Source organism: Pseudomonas sp. FBCC-B35 (assembly GCF_059133755.1).
The window spans coordinates 1,996,138-2,016,792 of record NZ_CP101439.1 but is presented as its reverse complement, the minus strand read 5'-3'; the positions used below and the strand labels follow the sequence as shown (position 1 = coordinate 2,016,792).

The 20,655-nt window shown below is 60.1% G+C and carries 21 protein-coding genes; 11 read left to right on the top strand and 10 right to left on the bottom strand.

Annotated elements, in window-relative coordinates:
* Position 1 precedes the first annotated feature (1 nt).
* Positions 2-1,207 (top strand): zinc-dependent alcohol dehydrogenase, encoded by a 1,206-nt coding sequence (locus tag NMB38_RS09325; protein WP_027914752.1) that lies wholly within the window; start codon positions 2-4, stop codon positions 1,205-1,207.
* Between the two features lie 54 nt (positions 1,208-1,261).
* Here the strand turns inward: NMB38_RS09325 and NMB38_RS09320 are convergent, their stop codons facing one another.
* From NMB38_RS09320 to NMB38_RS09305, 4 genes are all read right to left on the bottom strand, one after another.
* Positions 1,262-3,295 (bottom strand): hybrid sensor histidine kinase/response regulator, encoded by a 2,034-nt coding sequence (locus NMB38_RS09320; protein ID WP_494355011.1) that lies wholly within the window; start codon positions 3,293-3,295, stop codon positions 1,262-1,264.
* 107 nt (positions 3,296-3,402) lie between these two features.
* Positions 3,403-3,927, bottom strand: a complete 525-nt coding sequence (locus NMB38_RS09315; RefSeq protein ID WP_023536033.1) for a hypothetical protein — start codon at positions 3,925-3,927, stop codon at positions 3,403-3,405.
* 111 nt (positions 3,928-4,038) lie between these two features.
* Positions 4,039-4,203, bottom strand: coding sequence for a hypothetical protein (locus NMB38_RS09310; RefSeq protein WP_168199527.1), 165 nt, complete (start codon positions 4,201-4,203; stop codon positions 4,039-4,041).
* A 9-nt stretch (positions 4,204-4,212) separates the two neighbouring features.
* A complete protein-coding gene (locus NMB38_RS09305; protein ID WP_027914750.1) occupies positions 4,213-4,446 on the bottom strand; it encodes a PLDc N-terminal domain-containing protein in 234 nt (77 codons plus the stop codon).
* A gap of 165 nt (positions 4,447-4,611) precedes the next feature.
* On the opposite strand from NMB38_RS09305, the gene NMB38_RS09300 reads away from it, so the two are divergent.
* Positions 4,612-5,115 carry a CinA family protein gene (locus tag NMB38_RS09300; RefSeq protein WP_027914749.1) on the top strand — a complete coding sequence of 168 codons (504 nt, stop codon included), beginning with the start codon at positions 4,612-4,614 and terminating at the stop codon, positions 5,113-5,115.
* Positions 5,072-5,632: a hypothetical protein gene (locus NMB38_RS09295; protein WP_192576858.1), complete on the top strand. Its 561-nt coding sequence runs from the start codon at positions 5,072-5,074 to the stop codon at positions 5,630-5,632. Before NMB38_RS09300 ends, NMB38_RS09295 begins: the two co-directional genes overlap by 44 nt.
* 75 nt (positions 5,633-5,707) lie before the next feature.
* Here the strand turns inward: NMB38_RS09295 and NMB38_RS09290 are convergent, their stop codons facing one another.
* Entirely contained in the window at positions 5,708-6,001 is a 294-nt protein-coding gene (locus NMB38_RS09290) for a DUF6555 family protein (protein WP_027914747.1), read from the bottom strand.
* Between the two features lie 224 nt (positions 6,002-6,225).
* On the opposite strand from NMB38_RS09290, the gene NMB38_RS09285 reads away from it, so the two are divergent.
* Both NMB38_RS09285 and NMB38_RS09280 read left to right on the top strand, forming a co-directional pair.
* On the top strand, positions 6,226-7,980 hold the full coding sequence (locus tag NMB38_RS09285) for a glycoside hydrolase family 15 protein (RefSeq protein ID WP_494355079.1): 1,755 nt from the start codon (positions 6,226-6,228) through the stop codon (positions 7,978-7,980).
* A 100-nt stretch (positions 7,981-8,080) separates the two neighbouring features.
* The gene (locus tag NMB38_RS09280) at positions 8,081-8,551 is read left to right on the top strand and encodes a PA2171 family ribosome-binding persister protein (RefSeq protein WP_027914745.1); all 471 of its coding nucleotides are present in this window, start codon (positions 8,081-8,083) and stop codon (positions 8,549-8,551) included.
* 42 nt (positions 8,552-8,593) lie between these two features.
* Here NMB38_RS09280 and NMB38_RS09275 read toward each other — a convergent pair whose 3' ends face one another.
* The gene (locus tag NMB38_RS09275; RefSeq protein ID WP_494355010.1) at positions 8,594-9,703 is read right to left on the bottom strand and encodes a Gfo/Idh/MocA family protein; all 1,110 of its coding nucleotides are present in this window, start codon (positions 9,701-9,703) and stop codon (positions 8,594-8,596) included.
* A 185-nt stretch (positions 9,704-9,888) separates the two neighbouring features.
* Between NMB38_RS09275 and NMB38_RS09270 the strand changes: the two genes are divergently transcribed.
* Positions 9,889-10,134 (top strand): hypothetical protein, encoded by a 246-nt coding sequence (locus tag NMB38_RS09270; RefSeq protein ID WP_027914743.1) that lies wholly within the window; start codon positions 9,889-9,891, stop codon positions 10,132-10,134.
* 182 nt (positions 10,135-10,316) lie between these two features.
* Here NMB38_RS09270 and NMB38_RS09265 read toward each other — a convergent pair whose 3' ends face one another.
* Positions 10,317-10,541: a hypothetical protein gene (locus NMB38_RS09265; protein WP_286885067.1), complete on the bottom strand. Its 225-nt coding sequence runs from the start codon at positions 10,539-10,541 to the stop codon at positions 10,317-10,319.
* A gap of 73 nt (positions 10,542-10,614) precedes the next feature.
* Positions 10,615-11,328: a DUF72 domain-containing protein gene (locus tag NMB38_RS09260; protein ID WP_494355009.1), complete on the bottom strand. Its 714-nt coding sequence runs from the start codon at positions 11,326-11,328 to the stop codon at positions 10,615-10,617.
* Between the two features lie 127 nt (positions 11,329-11,455).
* On the opposite strand from NMB38_RS09260, the gene NMB38_RS09255 reads away from it, so the two are divergent.
* The 3 genes from NMB38_RS09255 to NMB38_RS09245 all read left to right on the top strand — a co-directional run bounded on the left by NMB38_RS09255 (position 11,456) and on the right by NMB38_RS09245 (position 13,389).
* A complete protein-coding gene (locus tag NMB38_RS09255) occupies positions 11,456-11,605 on the top strand; it encodes a hypothetical protein (protein WP_154665190.1) in 150 nt (49 codons plus the stop codon).
* Between the two features lie 65 nt (positions 11,606-11,670).
* Positions 11,671-12,054, top strand: coding sequence for a low affinity iron permease family protein (locus tag NMB38_RS09250; protein ID WP_042139293.1), 384 nt, complete (start codon positions 11,671-11,673; stop codon positions 12,052-12,054).
* 210 nt (positions 12,055-12,264) lie between these two features.
* Positions 12,265-13,389 (top strand): mechanosensitive ion channel family protein, encoded by a 1,125-nt coding sequence (locus NMB38_RS09245; RefSeq protein ID WP_494355008.1) that lies wholly within the window; start codon positions 12,265-12,267, stop codon positions 13,387-13,389.
* A 60-nt stretch (positions 13,390-13,449) separates the two neighbouring features.
* On the opposite strand, the gene NMB38_RS09240 is transcribed toward NMB38_RS09245, so the two are convergent.
* Together NMB38_RS09240 and NMB38_RS09235 are read right to left on the bottom strand one after the other, a co-directional pair.
* A complete protein-coding gene (locus NMB38_RS09240; protein WP_110606782.1) occupies positions 13,450-14,328 on the bottom strand; it encodes a manganese catalase family protein in 879 nt (292 codons plus the stop codon).
* A gap of 393 nt (positions 14,329-14,721) precedes the next feature.
* The gene (locus NMB38_RS09235) at positions 14,722-18,378 is read right to left on the bottom strand and encodes a CheR family methyltransferase (RefSeq protein WP_490805852.1); all 3,657 of its coding nucleotides are present in this window, start codon (positions 18,376-18,378) and stop codon (positions 14,722-14,724) included.
* A 216-nt stretch (positions 18,379-18,594) separates the two neighbouring features.
* Between NMB38_RS09235 and NMB38_RS09230 the strand changes: the two genes are divergently transcribed.
* Together NMB38_RS09230 and NMB38_RS09225 are read left to right on the top strand one after the other, a co-directional pair.
* Positions 18,595-19,038 carry a hypothetical protein gene (locus NMB38_RS09230; protein ID WP_027914738.1) on the top strand — a complete coding sequence of 148 codons (444 nt, stop codon included), beginning with the start codon at positions 18,595-18,597 and terminating at the stop codon, positions 19,036-19,038.
* Between the two features lie 111 nt (positions 19,039-19,149).
* A complete protein-coding gene (locus tag NMB38_RS09225) occupies positions 19,150-20,628 on the top strand; it encodes an MFS transporter (protein WP_494355007.1) in 1,479 nt (492 codons plus the stop codon).
* Positions 20,629-20,655: the final 27 nt, after the last annotated feature.

Sequence of the window (20,655 nt, the reverse complement as noted above, 5' to 3'; positions counted from 1 at the left end):
CATGAGAGCATTGACGTACCACGGCGCACAGGATGTAAGAGTCGACACGGTTCCGGACCCTATCCTGCAAGACGCTGACGACATCATTCTGAGGGTTACCGCCACTGCCATCTGCGGATCTGACCTGCACCTGTATCACGGCAAGATTCCACAAACCGAACAGGGTGATATTTTTGGCCACGAGTTCATGGGCGTCGTCGAGGATGTCGGCCGCGGGGTGACCAATGTGCAAGTTGGTGACCGCGTCGTGATTCCCTTCGTGATCGCTTGCGGCAGCTGCTTCTTCTGCCAGCACGACTTGTTTGCCGCCTGCGAGACGACTAACACAGGCCGCGGCGCCATCATCAACAAGAAAATCATTCCACCAGGTGCAGCGCTGTTCGGCTACAGCCATTTGTATGGTGGGATCCCGGGCGGTCAGGCGGACTATGTACGGGTACCTAAGGCCAACGTAGGCCCCTTCAAGGTGCCCACTTCGCTGTCAGACGACAAGGTGCTGTTCCTGTCGGATATTCTGCCCACCGCTTGGCAGGCAGTGACCAACGCGCAAGTGGGCCAGGGTTCGACAGTAGCCATCTACGGTGCGGGCCCCGTCGGCTTGTTGAGCGCAGCCTGCGCTCGCATGCTGGGCGCTCACACCATTTTCCTGGTCGACGACAACGACTACCGCCTGACGTTTGCCCGCGACGCTTATGGGGTAGTACCGATTAATTTCGAGCAGGACGATGACCCTGCCGACAGCATCATTCGGCTAACCCCGGGCATGCGCGGCGTTGATGCCGTCATCGATGCAGTAGGCTTCGAGGCCAAGGGCAGCACCACCGAAACCGTCATGACAGCCCTGAAGATCGAAGGCAGCAGCGGCAAGGCGCTGCGTCAATGCATTGCTGCCGTACGGCGCGGCGGCGTGGTAAGCGTCCCTGGTGTGTACGCCGGGTTCATCCATGGCTTCCTGTTCGGCGACGCGTTCGACAAGGGCCTGACGTTCAAGATGGGTCAGACCCACGTTCAGAAGTTCTTGCCAGAATTACTCGAGCATATCGAGGCTGGCCGGCTGCAACCTGAATTGATCGTGACGCATCGATTGGCGCTTGAGGAAGCGGCGATGGGCTACAAGATGTTCGACCAGAAAAAGGATGACTGCCGCAAGGTGATTCTGGTGCCTGGTGCGGCGGCGGGTACGCTGGCTCCCGAGGTACCGATTTAAGGGCATTCCACGCTGTCTGTGGCCTGGCCCGCGGTTAGCGGGCCGAGCCCGGCTTCACGCGTGCATCAGGGTGCTCAAGGCCCCGACCAACGTGTCATGATCGAATGGCTTGCTCAGTACCATCCCGCCATGGGTGGGCCAGGTCTGCTGCTCAGGGGTGGGCGGTGCATAGCCAGTGATGAACAGCACTGGCAGCCGCGGCCTGATCCCCCTTGCAACGTCGACCATCTTTCTGCCATCCAACCCGCCAGGCAGTCCGACATCGGTGATCAGCAGGTCGATACGCGTGTCCGAGCGCAGCAATTGCAAACCCGCCAGGCTGTCGGCTGCTTCGATGACGACGTAGCCCATTCCACTGAGCGTTTCACTGACATACAGGCGCACCGACGCTTCATCGTCCACCACCAATACCGTTTCACCCGGCCGCGCCCGGTGATTCACTGCAGGGGCAACGCTGTCGCTGACCACACGGGCAGGCCCACCGTGACTCGGTAATTGCACAAAGACCCGAGTGCCTTGCCCCGGCGCCGACTCGATGTGCACATGTCCGCCGGTCTGGCGGGCAAAACCGTACACCATCGACAGACCCAGCCCCGTACCTGCACCTAGCGGCTTGGTGGTGAAAAATGGCTCGAACGCCCGCGAGAGGGTTGCGGCGTCCATACCAATGCCCTCATCCGTGACGCAGATGCTCAGGTAATCGCCCGAAGCGATCTCAGGGTCTGCATCCCCATCGATGCGCTTGTCTGCCGTGCGAATGCAAATCCGGCCGTTACCGTCCATGGCATCGCGCGCATTGATGCAAAGGTTCAGAAATGCGTTCTCAAGCTGGACGGGATCGACCAGACACGTGTGCAACGAAGCGGACAACTGGACCTCCAGCTTCACGGAAGGGCCTACCGTGCGGCGCACGAGCTCAGCCATACCATCGATCAGCGCATGGACATCCGTCTGCACGGGCACCAGGGTCTGGCGCCTGGCGAACGCCAACAGTCGGTGCGTCAGCGCGGCGGCCTTGCGTGTAGCACCGTAAGCCACGGTCATGTAGCGTTCAACGTCCTCATGACGGCCCTGGGCCAGGCGAGACCTGATCAGGTCAAGACTGCCCGAAATGCCCGCCAACAAGTTGTTGAAGTCATGGGCAATGCCCCCAGTCAATTGTCCAACCGCCTCCATTTTCTGGGCCTGACGCAAAGCGGCTTCGGCCTCCTCCCGCTCGGCTACCGCCTGGGCAACACGCGCCTCGAGCGTTCGGTTGAGCTCAAGAAGTTGCGCCTCTACCTGCCTGCGGGCCGTGACGTCGATGGAGGATCCTACCAAGCCGATCACCTCCCCGTCGTCACTGAGCAGCGGTGCCTTGACCGAGAGCCAATACGTGGCCGACCCGTCTGGCATGTCCACCCGCTCTTCGACCTGCACGGCCGTCCCGCCAGCCATCACACGCTGATCGGTTTCCATCACTTGCCTGGCCTGCTCCTTGTCCTCGAGGAACTCAAGGTCGGTCTTGCCCAGGTAGAATTCCGGCGGCTTGCCAATCAGCTGCGTGGCGCCATGATTGGCCACCAGCATGCGCCCCTCCAGGTCCTTGGCGTACACCACGCCGGGAACCGCGGCAGTGAAGGTACGCAGCAACGTGGACATGCGGTCGCGCTCGGCCTGGGCCTTGCGACGTGACTCGATGTTCATCAGCACACCAGGAAAGCGCACCGCAATGCCCTGCTCATCGAGCTCGACTCGACCGTTGGCTTCAACCCACCGATAACAGCCATCGTCCTGGCGGACCCGGTATTCACAGCGAAACGGGCCGCCCAGGGCCGTGGCCGCCTGAATGGCTTGCGCGACGCGTTCGCGGTCATCGGGATAGATGGAGGCAAACGCTTCTGCCAGAGGCATCCCTGTCAGGCATTTGGACAGCGGCAAGCCAAACGAATGCGAAAAACGCTCATCGGCCGTAACCCTGTCATTGGGTATATCCCATACCCACGTGCCGATGATCGCGCCCGCGTCCAGCGCAAGCTGCAACCTTTCTGCGGTTAACGCGGCATTATCCTGGCCACTGGCATCGATACCAGCGGTACGTTGATTCATCGATCGACCTCGAACTTCCTGAGTACAAGCACGGGCACCGGGCACGTCGCGCTGCGCAAAAGGCGCCTATCATGGGCCCCGCGGCCAAGAGTTGAAAGGCCTGGTCTTTATGCCAACTGAATAAAGATGGCGTATGACCCCAGCAAGACCCAGCACACGAGGAAAATCCAGGGTGTACGCAGCGAGAACAGCAAGGACTTGCGATGACCGGCCTGGGAGGTTTCGGTCTCGCTGAACAAGGGCGACTCGTCATAAGCCAGGCCCATCATGGGTTCGCTTCGCAGCAGATGGCTCTGTTTGAGCTGCCAATGCTCGATGATCTTGTAGGCGGCGTGAATACCTGGCCAGGCGTTCAGTGAACTGAGCACGCCAAGCAGCGCCAGAAACGGCGGCACCACCAACGTGAACATTTCACCCCAACTCTGATTGGTGTTGCCCATGGCAGATGCGTAGGCAATCACCAGAAATGACTGGGCAGCCAGATAAGCATCCGTACGATTGGCAAGGATGCTGGTCTCGTACTGGATTTCCTGTCGGTAGAAGTCCAGCCGCTCCTTGGGCGAGCCGAACATGCGGGCATTATGCTCCTGGATTTCGTGCTCCGGGGTGGCTGGGGTGATGATACGTGGCACAGTACGGCTCCTAGAAAGTATTCACGGGCAGGGACAATGCCCACGCGTTAGTCAACAGCGCTTGGCTGCCGTTGACGTCGCGCGGTGTAGCGAAGCTGGCTGAACACTGCTTTACGGCTTGTGCGCAGGCACATCCCTGGCGGTCTTCTGCGCCGTAGTGTCCTGCTCGGTGCCCGTAGACCCGTCTGGACGGTGAGCGTCATTGTCTCGCTCTTCTTCGCCTGTGGTACGCGCTTGCTCAACGCGCTTGGCGTCCTGCTCATTCGATGTGCTCATGAAGACACCTCAGCCTTTGCTATGTTCAGGGGAAGAAGGTCCAGTGCCGCGCTTGATGCCACGCGGCCCCCAAATACCCCAGATCGCCAGACCCGCAACAGGCAGCGCCAGGAGCAATAGCGCCCAGGCCGCCTTTGTGGAATCGGTCTTGTCACTACGAAACACGCTGACGATCGCCCACAAGTCCACCAGTAGAATGAGGACCGCCACGGCAATCCAGAAGTACGTCACAGGCTCGTTCATAACCGCTCTCCAGGTTTGATCGGTTTTTCAACCTCTTTGAAGAGGAAGCATGAAAGTCCTGCTAAGTTCAGCTCGATTGTTGCGCGATGGACGGGCGGGCGCACATGCACTGAACCAAAAGCCTTGCGCTCGCGTCCACTGCAAAATGCTGCGCGAGTTACAGGTATGGTCACTGAGCCGATTGAGTCCGTTTTCGAGTATTTGAAAAAACATGACCTTGTTCTGACCACTGCCGAGTCCTGCACTGCAGGCGCCATGGTAGCGGCACTGGCCGCCCTGCCAGGAACAGCCGAGGTGCTCGAAAGCGGCTACGTCGTCTACTCTCCTGCTGCCAAGCAGCGTCTGCTAGGCGTCAGCCCCACGACCATCGAGCGCTATGGCCTGACCAGCGAGGCGGTGGCCTGGGAAATGGCATTGGGCGCATTGAAAGACAGCAACGCTACCGTCGCCATCGCCACCACGGGCGTAGCGGGGCCTGCCGCGCAAGGCAAAATTCCGCCAGGTACGCTGTGTTTTGCCTGGGCATTCGCGGGTGAGCCGCTTGCCGTTTTTACCGGCACCCAACGTTTTTTTGCCGAGCGTGAAGAAGTGATGCGCCAGGGGGCAGTCTATGGGTTGTCGCAACTTGCGCATTATCACCAACGCTGGCTACGCGGCGAACGAGCCTGATCACATCTCGATGAATGAGCACCCGATGAATTCCAAGCATTATCCAGCGCCCGAAAGCGCCAATGCGCACCACCCTTTTTGGCCCGCCGGACGCATTAAATGGTGTGCACTTTTGCTGCCCCTGGGTGTAGTAATGGCCGCAATGCCGGCCAGTACCTGGCTGATCGATACCCAGGCGAGCAGCGCCGATGGCAAGGTGCAGGTGCAGTACAAACGACTGAGTCGCAGCGCAAGCCCTGCCGATCTTTCGATTGAAGTAAGGGGAGCGCCGAGCAAGCCGCTTTGGGTTCAGCTCGGCGGCAGCATGCTTCAGGAGGCGAGCATCGAAACCGTGCAACCGCAACCGCTGCGCATTCAAACCCAAGGGAAGGCAATGCTCGTTGAAGTGGCGACAGACGAAGCAGGGCTGGCCACGTTGCACCTCACCGTGCGCCATGAAGCACTTGGTCAGGTCACAGGTCACGTACGGGCCGGCGCCAACAGCGCCGTGCGACTATCGACACTCCTGTACCCGTAGCCCTGAACGGCTGAACACACACGCCTGGACACGAACACGCCGGGGCCCGTGCCACCGGCGTGTCGCCAATCTAATTCAGGACTTCTCAGTGGCAACTGCGAATTTCGTCATGTCTACCGCCGGCGCGACGAACTCCGGGCCTTTGCCCGAGACCCGCCACCGCACGTTGGTCAACCCATAGCGCTCAGCCATGGGTCGGCTGACTTTCTTGATCTTGTGCTGACCGAACCGCGGGATGATACCGACGCCTGCATCGCAACTCGCCCAGTGCCAGGCCTCGGCGTTGTCCATGCGTTCCAGTCGAATGATGAAAGTCCTGAATTCTCCGTGTAGCTCGTACTCGATTACATACAGTTGTTGTCCTGCCATTGGACTCTCCTCCATCAAACTCAGCCTAATGGAGCCAAAGGCGTAACAAAAAATTCCATTTATTTTGACCCGACAGTCATCGTCTTGCCGTTGCCCATTTGTGCCGAACTGTTGTCGCTTCGCTTCAGTCACACCTGTACAAAAGGTGCAGGAGCTGCAATGTGGAAGACGTATCTGAAAGCCCGCGGCAATGTGCCGAGCCCCAACGAGATACCGGTGGCTGGCTGGCGCTGGAGCAGTATGCGGCCCTTGGCGATGGACGCTCGGTAGCACTGGTGGGCCTGGACGGTTCCATCGACTGGTGGTGCGTGCCCCACATGGACTCCCCCCCTCTGTTCGATCGACTGCTCTCGCCCAGGACCGGCGGTTACTTTGCCATCACCCCAACCCAGCCCTATCAGGCAAAGCGTCGCTATCGCCCCGGCAGCAATGTGATGGAAACCGAGTACATCACCTCTACCGGCAGGGTGCGATTGACCGAATCGCTAAACAGCGGGCCTGCCGGGCGCTTACCCTGGGCGGAACTGGCTCGCCGTATCGAGGGCATCGAAGGGTCGGTCACGCTTGAGATCGCCATCGATTTTGGTACCCAGGCCGACACGGTTAGCCCGTACCTCACGCCCAACGACAACGGCTGCGTTTTTCACGCAGGCCATATTCTCGGGATGTTCCTGCATGATCAACAGATCAGCGTGCGGCGCAAGGACGACATAGGCGTGCGCGCCACACTCGACACCTCGCCGGGGCAACGCACCGTGGTGGCCCTGATCGCGGGGCGTGACGAGCCCTTGGTGGTGCCGCCACTGAGCCTGATCGATGAACGCATCGACGGCTCTGATCGTGAATGGCGGCAGTGGTCGAAAAGCCTCATCTATAAAGGCCCCTATCAGTCGGTGGTGATACGCAACGCGCTGGCGCTCAAGTTGTTGCTGTCATCACCCAGCGGTTCGATCATGGCGGCTGCCACCACGTCGTTGCCAGAGCGCATAGGCGGCACTAAGAACTATGACTATCGGTTCGCATGGATACGCGATGCCGGGTATACCATCGAAGCCTTCCTCGGCATTGGCGCTCAGCCTGAAGCCAAGGCTGCGTTTACCTGGTTGCTGCGCAGGCTGGCCGAGCACGGCGCGCAGGTCTTCTACACCCTGGACGGGGCCATCGGTGACTGCACACGCACCATCGACCTGCCGGGCTACAAGCAATCCCCGCCCGTAGTGGGCAACGACGCCCGCGACCAGTTGCAGCACGGCGTGTTCGGCGACATTTTCGAAACTGCCCGTTGTTTCATCGACACCGGCAACATCCTGGACGGCAGCAGTGCAGTGCTGCTGTCACGGCTGGCCGATCAATGCGCAGACCAGTGGCGCCAGCCCGATGCCGGTATCTGGGAGTTACCAGAAACGCGGCACTACACCCTGTCGAAGATCAGCTGCTGGCAGGCCCTGAGCCGGGCCATCGAACTGGCCGACGGCGGCCATCTACCCACAACCTGCCGGCAGCGCTGGGCGCGCGAGCGTGACCGTGTTTTCGAGTGGATCGAAACCCATTGCTGGCATGAGGGCCGCCAGGCGTATGTGTTCTACCCAGGCAGCGACCGGCTGGACGCAGGTATCGCCCTGGCGGTGCGCTTCGGCTATCCGGCGCCTGAGAGGCTGCAAAGCACCCTGGAGGCTGTGCAGCAAAGCTTGTCGGCAGGCCCCTTCCACTACCGCTACAGCGGTGCGGTCGAGGAGGAAGGCTGCTTCCTGGCGTGCACGTTCTGGCTGGTAGAGGCTTGGGTGCTGCTCGGCCAACACGAACGGGCGCAGCACGCCTATGAAGCTGCCTTGCAAGGCCTTGCCCATGGCGCAGGCATCTATTCGGAGATGGTCGACCCTGGCACGGGAGAGTACCTGGGCAACCTGCCGCAAGGCCTCACGCACCTGGCGGCGCTGCGCGCAGCGTTGGCACTGGGTGGCCGCGCACCGTGTAGATGAGGGTACACGCCAGGCACGTCATCTGCGCAGCGGAACTGATGGCCTGGCGCTCGACTCAACCCATGGCAACCGTGATTACAACAACCTGCAGAGGTGATCCATGAACGCCATCGAATTGCTGACCCAGGACCACCAGTTGGTCAAGAAACTGCTCGAAGAGTTGTCTTCGACAACGGAGCGCGCGGTGAAAAAGCGTGCCGAACTGCTGGAACGCATCAAGCAGGAAGTCACTATCCATACCGCGCTGGAGGAGGAAATCCTGTACCCGGCCATTAAAGAGGCTGGCGGCAAGGAAGAGGAAAAGATGTACTACGAGGCCAAGGAAGAGCACCGTACCGTCGATTCACTGGTGCTTCCTGACCTTGAAGGCACAGACACCGGCACGGTCGAGTTTGCAGGCCGGGTCAAGGTGATGAAAGAGTTGCTGGAGCATCATATCGAGGAAGAAGAAAGCGAGCTGTTCCCTACGGCACGCAAGCTGCTGGGTAAGCAGCAACTCGAGGAGATGGGCAAGACGATGATGGCGCAGAAGAAACTGCTCAAGGGCAAGTCGGAGCAGCGAGCCGCGTGATCAAGCCTGCGCGCCCCCTCAAGGGAGCGCGCAGCTCGCCCGCTATTCTGCCGGCGATTCGGCATCGACCATCGGCGGTACTGGGGCCAGGGCAAAGGCCCTGCGTTGTTCGGATCGCCGCGCGAACGGGCGAGCGGGCAGCGGTTCCAGCTGTTGTGGCGTACCGGTTTCAAGCGCTCGCTTGATCGCCTCGACTACCCGTACATCGCGCCACCCCTCCTCCCCGTCGGGTTCGGGCGCGACGTTGTTGAGGATGCAGTCGGAGAAATAAGCAGTTTCCCCAGCAAATTGATCCACCACAGGGTTAACGTGCACACGCGTCTCGCCATCGATGGTGGCCCTGTAGCTGATCGCCACCCCTTCCCCATAACCAAAGCACGGTGAAGCCTCGATCTCGCCCTTGGTGCCCAATAACTGGAACCGCTCGGTAGACGGCAAGGTATAGCTGACGGTGAACTGGGCCAGTCGTTCGTCTTCGAAGCGCAGGCTCACGGTGACCGTGTCCCAGGTGTCCATGGTGCTGCCAGGCGAGCGAACTCCCATGGCCGAGACTTCGATGGGTTCGGCGTTGAACAACTGGCGAACCATGTTCAGGGGATAGGGGCCCATGTCGGGCACCGGCCCGGCCTCGAAACCATTCTGGGCACGGTGGTTATTGGGCTTGACCCGCTGCGTGAAGATAGAGGTGAACAACCTGGGATCACCGAAATCGCCCTTGTGCACACGCTCGATCATGTCCAGCGTGCCAGGCTCGCAGTGCAGACGGTAGGCAACCATCAGCTTCGTCCCAGTGCGTTTCGAGGCCTCGATCATGGCCTTGCAGTCGGCTTCGCTGATGCCCATGGGCTTTTCGAGCAATACATGAATACCGGCTTCGAGCGCCGGCACCACGAATTCACGGTGACGGAAATTAGGCGTTGCGATGTAGAGCGCATCCACCTCCCGCGCAGCAAGCATCTGAGCATACTGGTCGTAATGGTAGGTGCGCAGGGCATAACGCTCGCCCAACTGTCGGGCTTTTTCCTCATCCCCGGTGACCAGGACGGTAATTTCCGAGTTGTCGGTCTGCCCGATACCAGGCATGAACGCACCCTGGGAAATCGAGCCCCCGGCCACTACACCATAACGGACCTTGCGTGCTGTACTGGGCATGACATCCCTCCTCTTGATCACGATTCAAAGCAGTACCTCTCAAGTGGGCAAGCCAAGGCTGGGTGAGGTTCAAAAAAACGTGTGTGCCCGCGCTGTCATGGCCATGCGTATCCGGGTAGAGGAACGATCTGAACCCGTCCTCAGCTGGCCTGTCCCACGAACAAACCAAGACCGAGGACAGCGCGATGGAGGATTGGATCGATTGGCTGGAATGGCCGGCCATGGTGCTGACGGTAGTGGCAGCATGGTGCATAGGGTCGCGGCGACCCGCCCGCCGCAAGGTCGGCTTCTGCTGTTTCATTGCAAGCAATCTGTTATGGGCGGCCTGGGGCTGGCACGCCGAGGCCTGGGCGCTGATCATTCTGCAGTTCACGCTGTGCGTCATGAATCTGCGAGGATGGAAGAAGAATACGAGGATGGAGCCGGGTTAACGTGGATCTAGGTGTGAGTGCCTTTGCCGGAGCGCCGGGCCGGCCCCGGTAGCTGAAGGTGTCAAGTTGACTGTCAGGCGCCCAGCTCAAATCGTGGGGCCGCTTTGCGGCCCATTGCAGCACTAAGCCGCTGGCTTCAATTTCGGGAAAGCCCAGCGCATGCAGCAAAACGACCCCATCGCTTAGCGATCCAGGCGCTTTTCGACGTTCTCAGTCTTCTGCTCGATCGCCCGCGTCTGCTCTTCCAGTTCCTTGATGGATGTCGGGGTGATCGCCTTGTCTACGGCCTCAGTGGCCGGATCAGGGCGTTCCAACACCGGATCAGGTGACTGCTCGCCTTTTTGCGCTTCCTCAGAGGAGATCGGACGCGGGACTTTGTCGCCGGTGTGGGTATGAGTGTCTTTCATGGGCATCTCCAACTTCAACAGGGTGTCTTTATGAGCAGAGCGCAACGCTGGGGAAAAGTTTGATCCGCTTCGCTTAGCCCAGTTGACTGCGAACCGTCAACGCATCACCCACGGCGGCGCCACTGGCTGTGTTGTCAAAGATGCACCAGGTGATCGCCCCCTGAACATGGGTACGTGTCACCTGCGCGCCAAGCTGCCGTAAGCATGGATCGGAATAAGCGCTGTGATACAAAACCGGTACGCCGTGCAACCGCCAATACGCTATGCCTGGCCATCCTGAGGGCTGGCCGTCTAGCACGAATCTAGGCGGACTTGCCGCCACCTGTCCCACCTGAAGGTCAATCAGCAGCGTTTGCGCTGAATACCATGTCGCATGCCTAGGTTCGACGACGACCGGCTTGTCGGACCGGCGGCGCAGCGCTTCGAAAAAACGCCTGGCTACCGCTTCGTCAAAGCTTAGCGACGGTGGTAGCTGGACCAGCAAGCAGCCCAGTTTCTCCCCCAACTCCCCGCATTGGGCCAGAAAGCTGTCCAACGCCGCTTCACACCCTTGCAGACGCATCTCATGGGTAATGGCCTTGGGCACCTTGACCGAGAAGCGAAAGCCCTCAGGTGTCGATGTGGCCCAGCGCGCGTAGGTTTGCGGCCGATGGGGCCGGTAGAACGAACTGTTGATTTCCACAGCGCTCAGGCGCGCAGCGTAGCGCTCCAGATGGCTGCCTGCCTCGGGAAAAGCCGGGGCATGCTCCTTGGGCAGACTCCAGCCTGCACAGCCTAAGTAGATCATCTCAGTAGTCCGTTGAACTCACTCAATGATGGAGCCGCTTCAGTGTCAGGACGTTCCACTGGGCAGATCGATGGAACACCCGGCAACGGGCTGGGCACTAACGCAGCACATCCCAGAGGAATCCAACATGACTGACCCCAATCATCCAGACCCTTATGTGGACGACGTACCCCACAATCCGGGTGACACCATTGGTACACCTGAACAGGCGCCCACAGAGCCGGCTCCGGAATGGCCGGAAGGCCAGGTGCCACCTGAAGAACAATCTGACGGCTGACCGTTTCACACCTGGCGGCGTACGCTGCGCCGCCGCAAACCACTGCAATCACCAGGAGGGATCCGATGAAGTTCGCGCAGTTCTGTCAGTGGCTATCCAACCAGGCTGGCCGCCCCAGCACATTCCTGATGGCCATCGTGCTCATCATCATGTGGGCGGTTTCCGGCCCATGGTTCCACTACAACGATACCTGGCAACTGATCATCAACACCTCGACCACCATCATCACATTCCTGATGGTGTTTCTGATCCAAAACACCCAGAACCGGGACAACGACATCATTCACGTCAAGCTCGATGAGCTGATCCGCGCCACTCAATCGGCGCAACGTTCGGTGCTGGACCTGGAGGCCATGGACAGCAAGACGCTGCGCGAGCTGCGCAAGGAGTACCGTGCGCTGGCTGCGCGTACCGGCGCAACGCTCGAAGACGACGTGCCGCATCCATGAGGAGCCCTCTCAGCGCATCGCCGGACGGGGCCCCACCTGTTGTCAATCGTGGGCCAATCAATGGCCTACGGGCGCACGGCCCCTTACCCGGTCTGCACTGTTCATCTTCTTATGATCGACGTGCACCCACCCTCTGATAACCACTCGCAGGGCAATTGTTTTGCTCGACGCCTGACACCTCGAAATCTTTGCTAGAGGAGGCAAGCCTTCATGAGCGATCGCATCATTACACTCTTCACCGATACCACGTTCTTCGGTATTTCCATTCTGAACCTGTTACTCGCCGTCACTGTGGCCGTCCTGACGTTCCTGGTGGCCAGGGCCGCCATAAGCTTCGTACAGCGGCGCGTCAAGCACTGGTCATCTCACGCCGGTGCCATGAGCCATGTGGTTGAGAAAGTACTGTCAGGCACCAGCAACTCGCTACTGTTCCTGGCTTCACTGTTGGTAGGGTTGAGCATGCTCGACCTGCCGGAGCGTTGGTTGAGCCGGGTCGGCAGCCTCTGGTTCGTCGTCGCCGCGTTGCAGATCGGCCTGTGGGTCAACCGTGCCATCGGTCTGGGCCTGGACCGCTACTTCACCCGCCACAATCCGGACGGTTCCCAGCAGAGCAGTGCCCTTGCCACGTTGTCGGCCTGGGGTGCGCGGGTATTGTTGTGGTCGATCGTGCTACTGGCCATGCTGTCGAACCTGGGCGTGAACATCACCGCCTTCGTCGCCAGCTTGGGTGTGGGCGGTATTGCGGTCGCCCTGGCTGTGCAGAACATTTTGGGTGACCTGTTCGCCTCGCTGTCCATCGCCGTGGACAAGCCGTTCGAGGTGGGCGACTTCATCGTCATTGGCCCATTGGCCGGTACCGTCGAACATGTAGGCCTGAAAACCACGCGCATCCGCAGCCTGGGCGGCGAGCAGATCGTCATGGCCAATGCCAGCATGATCAGCAGCACCATCCAGAACTACAAGCGCCTGCAAGAACGACGCATCGTGTTCGAATTTGGTCTTTCCTATGACACGCCTACCGAGGCGGTGAAGAAGGCACCCGGGATCGTAGAGGAAGCGATCAAGGCGCAAACGCAAGCACGCTTCGACCGCGCGCACCTGCGGGGCTTCGGCAAGGAAGCGCTTGAGTTCGAATGTGTCTATATCGTGCAGGACCCAGGCTACAACCTGTACATGGACATTCAACAGGCCATCAACTTCAAGCTGCTTGAGCGGTTCTCGAAAATCGGCGCCAAGTTCGCCGTACCGGTGCGGGCCATCAAGGTTACGGCGCTGCCGCAGGAGGCGAACGTGCATGCGCAAGGGCGAGACAACCTGGGTATGCGGGGGGCTTGAGAGCGTCACCTGTGACGCTTGAACGTGGCAGCGGACCCGGCGGTCCGCTGCCCTGCCGTCTCACATAGGCTCATCACCATTGACCTTGCCCAGTTCGGCACCGGTCATCGGTTGGAGGTCGGGATCGGACATGGTCCTTAGCTTCATGGCCTCCACTGCGTCCGCACTGGCTCCATCCAACTCCACCGAAGCCATACCGTTACCGCCATCCACAGCCGGCTGCGGCTGATCTACATAGACCCAATCCTGACCTTCGTTCCACGATCCGCGCACCTCACCGCCGTGGGACATGTTGAAGTAAGTGCGGTTGAACTCGGGATCACCCGGCATTTTGCCTTGCGGGAAGTTGGGCTGAATGGAATGCAGCGCCTTCTCGAAAGACATCTGATGGGCGATTTCTCGGCTCATCAGAAAACCGAGCGCATCTTTGATGCCGGGATCATCGGTCACGTTGATCAGACGCTCGTACACGATCTTGGCGCGGGCCTCGGCGGCAATGTTCGAACGCAGGTCTGCCGTAGGCTCTCCAATGGTGTCGATGTAGGCAGCCGTCCAGGGAATGCCTCCAGAGTTCACCAGCGCAGCGCCACCACCATACAAAAGGCTGGTGACATGCGAGTCGTTACCCGCGCCCGTGAGTGATCGATACAGTTCACCCTCGGCTTCCACACCCTCGGCCAAACGGCCTTTGGCACCTTTGTTGAGCATCACCACAATCGACCCAATGATCTCGAGGTGGCTGAGTTCTTCGGTGGCGATATCGAACAACATGTCCTTGCGCCCTGGATCATCCTCGGTCACGGCCTGGGTGAAATAACGCATCGCGGCGGCAAGTTCACCCTGGGGCCCGCCAAACTGTTCGAGCAACAGGTTCGCAAGGCCGGGGTCGGGCCGGGAGACACGGACGGTGTACTGCAATCGTTTGTTGTGCATGAACATCGGTAAATCCTCATCATCGTGCCGACGCAGCGGGCGCCACACCGGTCGTTTCAACGTTGATCAACGATTCTCATCGCTAGGTCGGCCAGCCGTTTGGCCTGGTCGTTTGCCCCTCTCGGGGTCACACAAGTGAGCCCTGTGTTCTCAAGGGACCGACGCCCCACGGCCTATCGCGCAAGTAATTCACATCAGGCTGACGAAACGCGCCAAGCAATGGCGTGCAAGTAGTGGATGGGGAAAAGTCCATGGCGGCAATAACCCAAGGCACGTTCAATGGCGCGCGAACGTGCCGGGCGCAAGTTGTCCAAGATATGGCTTACTGGCGAGGCTCTCGGCAGGTGGCCCTCGAATGTGCCGCTAAGCCGGTGAGCTGCACTGCCCACCGATTTCCTTTCAAAGCGTTTGCGAGGCACGACAGAGTGACTCAATGGCGCCTACCAGCTCGTCGTAGTGCACGGGCTTGGTCAGTTGCAGGTCGAAGTGCGCGACCCGACCCTCCCGGCTTGGCGGGCTGACCCCATAGCCACTCAACGCGATTGCAGGCGTCGCCTGATACTGAGCTTGTTCACGAATCGCCGTGATGAATGCGTGCCCGTCCATTTCAGGCATGCCGATATCGGTCAGTATCACATCGAACCGGTGCCCTCCCACATTCTCCAGCGCCTCAACCGGATTGAGGAACGTAGTAACGTGGGCGTCTTCCATTTCCAGCAGCATCCGCATGACGTCCACAACGTCCGCAGAATCGTCTACCAGCAAGACATGAACGCCCTTCAGCCTGCCTTCACTGGGCCCAGCGTCTGGGTTGGCTGCGCCCTTCCCAAGGGTGCGCTGCGACAGCGGTAGCTGGACACTGAATGTTGAACCAAGCCCCAGCCCCGCCGAGTGTGCGCTCACAGTACCGCCATGGGCCTGCACCAGTTGCTTGACCAGTGACAACCCGATGCCCAGGCCGTCACCGTGATGACGGGTGTGGTGGGGCTGCCGAAACAGCTCGAAGATGTCTGTCACATCATCTGCAGACAGGCCAGGGCCGTTGTCGCTGACAGCCAAACGCACGTTTTTTTCGGTAAGCGAGAGCTCGACCGTGACCCATGCCTGCGGGCCGCTGAACTTCAGGGCATTGTTGATCAGGTTCCAGATGATCTGCTCGAGACGCGTCGCATCACCATAAACCACCATCGGACCGCGCGGTTCGGGCAGTACGAGGAGGATCCGGGCCGTGGGGTACTCCTCAATGGCCATGGCATGTATCGACTTGAGCATATCGGCCAGATCCAGAAGCTCTTTCTTGAGCATGAGCTTTCCGGTCCGCAGGCGAGCGACGTCTAGCAAATCATCGATGATGCGGGTCTGGCTGGTCACTGCGTCGTTGATCACGGCAAGCGCCTTGCCACCCTTGGCCGTGTACTGCACGGCAGGCAGTCGGCGCAATATCTCGGCATTGAGCTGAATGAGGTTCAGCGGATGCTTGAGCTCGTGCGACATGAAGGCGAAGAACTCATCCTTGAGCAAGCTGCTGGTACGTGTCTCAGCCAGGCGCTTGCCCTGTTCATCCTGCAGGTGCTTCTGCCCCGTCATATCACGGGCAATCTTCACGTACCCCGGGGTATCACCACGCAAGCGCGCCGTTTCCCCGCTGCAGTACAAGCGGCTCCCGTCGCGACGCAAATGCCAGCGCTCGTCTTCGGCACGCCCATTTACCTGGGCTTTGCGCAATTCGGCTTCAGGTACACCAGCAGCTCGATCCTGGTCCGTGAACAGCACGTCGAAATGGCTGCCGGCAATCTGCTCGGCACTGTGGCCGAAGATAGACTCCGCACCGCGATTCCACTCACAGATGACGCCGTTGCCGTCCAGGATGATGATGGCAAAGTCCTGGGTGCTTTCCGCTACCAGTCGCATGCGCTCTTGTCCCAGGCGCAGGTCCTGTTCAGCTTCACGCCGTTTGGTGATGTCGATGAACGTGAGCACCGTACCGTCGATGTGGTCCTCGCTCGAGCGATAAGGCAACAGGCGAGCGATGTACCAGCGCCGGTCACTGCTACTGACCTCCCGTTCCCTGACGGTCAGCGATTGATGAACCGCAGCCGCGTCTTCGGTCATTTTCGGATAATCGAGCCGATGGGTGATATCCAGCAGCGAACGGCCCGTGTCCGTCTGGCGCATGCTGAAGATGTCTTGCGCTCTCGGCGTGAACCAGCGGATATGCATGTTGCGATCCACGAACACTGTGGCGATGTCGGTAGAAGCGATCAGGTTGGCCAAGTAGTCGTTGATCTTGTCGGTTTCTTCGACCTTGCTCTTGAGCTCGAAATTGACCGTGAGCAATTCTTCGTTGATCGACTGAAGCTCTTCCTTACGGGTTTCCAGCTCTTCGGTAGCCAAGCGCAGCTCTTGGTTGGTGGCTTGCAGTTCTTCGTTGGAAGCTTCTAACGCTTCGCTGGAGACTTCCGACTGTTCGATGGTTTCCTGCAGGTGCAGCTTGGTGCGATGCAGCTCGCTCTCCAGGCTCGTCATCACCTGATTTTGATTTTGCTCGACGGGGATGTTGGCGGCGACATTGGCGCGGAAAATCCGGTTGCGTTTATCGACCGCCTTGAACAGCTCCGGGCACAGGTCAGCAGACTCCGAGGAGCCCATGAACAGGTAGCCGCCAGGGCGCAGCGCGAAATAGAACATCTGCAGCATTTGTTTCTGGATCTCGCGATCCAGATAGATGAGCACGTTGCGACACACGATCAGGTCTACCTGTGAGAAAGGCGGGTCGCAAAGCAAGCTGTGCCTGGCGAACAGAACCTTCTCACGAATTTCCTTCCTTACCCGGTAGTGATCGTTCTCCTTGGCGAAGTACTGGCGCAGGCGCGTGGTTGATACATCGGTGATGATCGCCTCGGGGTAGATCCCCGCGCGACCTATGGCAATCGCACGCTCGTCGATGTCGGTGGCAAATACCTGCAGCTTGAGCGGAGCAGGCTCAAGTTTGCGGTGTTCGGCACACAGTATCGCCAGGCTGTAGGCCTCTTCTCCCGTTGAGCAGCCAGCGGACCAGATTCGCACGTCTTCACGCTTGTCCTCAGGGCCACCTGGGTTCAAGACAACGCTCAATACCAAGCGCTCGAGCGCCTCGAAGGCTTCCCGGTCGCGAAAATAGTTCGTCACACCGATCAGCAGGTCTTCGAGCAGGTTCTTTGCCTCATCAGGGTGCTGCTCAAGATGACGCAGGTAGCTCGGCAGGTCGGCCCGGCCAGTGATCTGCAAGCGGCGTTCGATGCGCCGTATGACCGTCGCGCGCTTGTAGTGCTGGAAATCGTACCCGGTACAGTTGCGCAGGGTCATGAGAATGTCCTGCAGCGCCTGCTCGCTATCCTCTCCCGCTTGCGCAGCGTTGGCTTGGATTCCGGCCTCTGGATCGGCGACACGGATGCTGCGCATGCCCATCCAGAAACCGAGCAGTTTTTGCGGTATGTCGGCTACCGGCAGTATCGCATCGACCAGTCCGGTGGCAATGGCAGCCAGCGGCATCCCGTCGAATTCGGCATCGGCCGGGCTCTGCACCAAGGTGATGCCGCCTTGCTCCTTGATACGCGACAAGCCCACGGCACCATCACTGCCCGCACCGGAAAGCACTACACAGAAGCTTCGCTGCTTGTGCACATCGGCCAGATCACGGAAGAACAAATCGATGGCGACATGCTTGCCCAGTGGCCGCGACGAGGGAACGACCTTGAGGTGGCCGTCAGTCATGATCAGTTGCCAGGCAGGTGAAATGACATAGACGTGATCGGGCTCGATGGGCACGCAGCAGTTTACCTGTACGACCGGCATGGAAGTCGCGGCCCGAATGATCCCGTCCGCGACGCGCTGATGATCGGGCGAGAGGTGCAGCACGATGACGAATGCCATGCCGCTCTCAGCCGGCATGTGTTCGAAGAAAACCTTGAGCGCGGCGATACCGCCTGCCGAGGCACCAATGCCTACCACCGGAAACCCAAGCTGGCTGGGTACGGTTCGATCTGTGTTGGCGGCGGTGCTGGACGGGCTGTTCATCGCTGGTTCCTGTCTGAAAACATCCACGAAGTGACGTGGTTTTCCTGTATGACCCCCGTCAAGCGCCGGAACACCCGCAAAAAACCGCATGCCCTGCCAGGCGGTCGGTTGGCACTTCATCGCCCTAGGGAAAGGCCCGTTCGTCGCCTACAGGGCACGGCGTGGTAGTGCAGCCTGACGAACACTACGAGGACACCTCATAAAAGGAGCTTCATCATGACAATGCTAAAACCTTCTTCCTTGCTGCTTGCACTCTGCCTGGGTGCGTCCGCGCCAATGGTCATGGCAGCTACCAACATGAACGATCAGCACACCCCCAGCATGCAGTCGGGTGATCACGGGACCATGAATGGCACCGGCGGCGCTACCGGTTCCGGCACCCCAGGGGACGGCATGGGTACCGGCAGTGGCACCGGAAGCAATGGTACGGACGCCACGGGTGGCGATGGCACAACCTCAGGCTCGGGTACCGGTAGTGGGGCGAACACGGGTCCCGGCGGCACCGGGAGTGGCTCAGGCATGGGCGGTACCGGGAGCGGCGACATGGGCGGTAGAGGCGACATGGGCGGCAGCGGGGGTACCGGTATGGGCAGTGGGACCGGGAGCGGCGGTACAGGTGGCGGTACGGGCGGCGCAGGCGGCTCGGGTGGCGGTAGCTGATCATCAGGGGTACTTGATCATCGCAAAGGCTCACCGAGCCTGATACCTGGAATCTAAGGGCTGCTTCGCAGCCCTTCCTGTGAACGGCAGCGATAGAGGCTCGAGGCTGGCGTGACGACTAAACCTAGACACGGCACACATGCCAGCAGCCCCGATCAGCGGCTCTACACTACGGATATTCCTGCCCGCCTTGATCGACTGCCATGGACCCGGTTTCACACGTTGCTGGTGGTGGCGCTTGGCATCACGTGGCTACTGGACGGCCTGGAAGTCACCCTTGCCGGGTCACTGGCCGGCGCCCTGAAGGACAGCCCTGCTCTGGCCATGAGCAACCGCAACGTTGGTCTGGCTGGCGCCACCTACATCGCAGGGGCGGTGCTCGGCGCACTCTTTTTCGGATGGCTGACCGACCGCCTGGGCCGGCGCAAACTGTTCTTCATCACCCTGGCGCTCTATATCGGGGCCACTGCAGCCACGGCATTTTCCTGGAATCTGTGGAGCTTTCTGGCATTTCGCTTTCTCACAGGCGCGGGCATTGGTGGGGAATATACGGCCATCAATTCGACCATCCAGGAGTTCACCCCAGCGCGCTACAGGGGCTGGGTCGATCTGACCATCAACGGCACATTCTGGCTCGGCGCTGCGCTGGGTGCAGTGGGCGCCATCGTGCTTCTGGACCCGTCGATCGCGAACGGCGACCTCGGATGGCGCCTCTGTTTCGGCACCGGCGCCGCGTTGGGATTGCTGATCATGCTGATGCGGCTGTGGGTGCCGGAGAGCCCGCGGTGGCTGATGATTCACGATCAGCCCGAAGCTGCTGAGCGTATAGTGGCCGATATCGAGCGCAAGTGCCGCGCTCAAGGCTTGAGACTGCCTGCGGTAGATGTTTCGCCCCTGCAATTGCGTGCCAGGCATCACACGCCTTTGCCCGAGATCTTTCACAGCCTGTTCGTGGTCCACAGACGCCGGGCCATGGTAGGCCTGACGCTGCTCACGGCGCAGGCGTTTTTCTACAATGCCATCTTCTTCACCTATGCCCTGGTGCTGACCGATTTCTACGATGTGCCCTCCTCCAGCGTTGGCTGGTATGTCCTGCCGTTCGCGCTCGGCAACTTCTGTGGCCCGCTGTTGCTCGGGCGGCTGTTCGATGTGCTGGGGCGGCGCATCATGATCAGCGCCACGTATGCCCTGTCGGGCATACTGCTGACCCTGAGCGGCTACCTGTTCGAACAGGGGATGATCGATGCCATCGAGCAAACGATCGCCTGGATGGTGATCTTTTTCTTCGCATCGGCTGCGGCCAGCTCTGCCTACCTTACTGTCGCAGAAACCTTCCCGCTGGAGATCCGCGCTCTGGCCATTGCCGTGTTCTATGCATTCGGCACAGGGCTCGGTGGCATGGTGGGGCCGACGTTGTTCGGTGCCTTGATCGAATCGGGCGAGCGCACCCAGGTCTGGTATGGGTATCTGCTCGGCGCCGCGCTCATGCTGGTAGCGGCATTCGTTCAGGCCGTTTACGGCGTAGCCGCAGAGCGCCGGTCACTGGAGCACGTTGCCCGTCCCCTTTCTCAGGTGGAGTCCGCCGATTAAAAGGGCCACCGCCCGTCCGCCAACAGG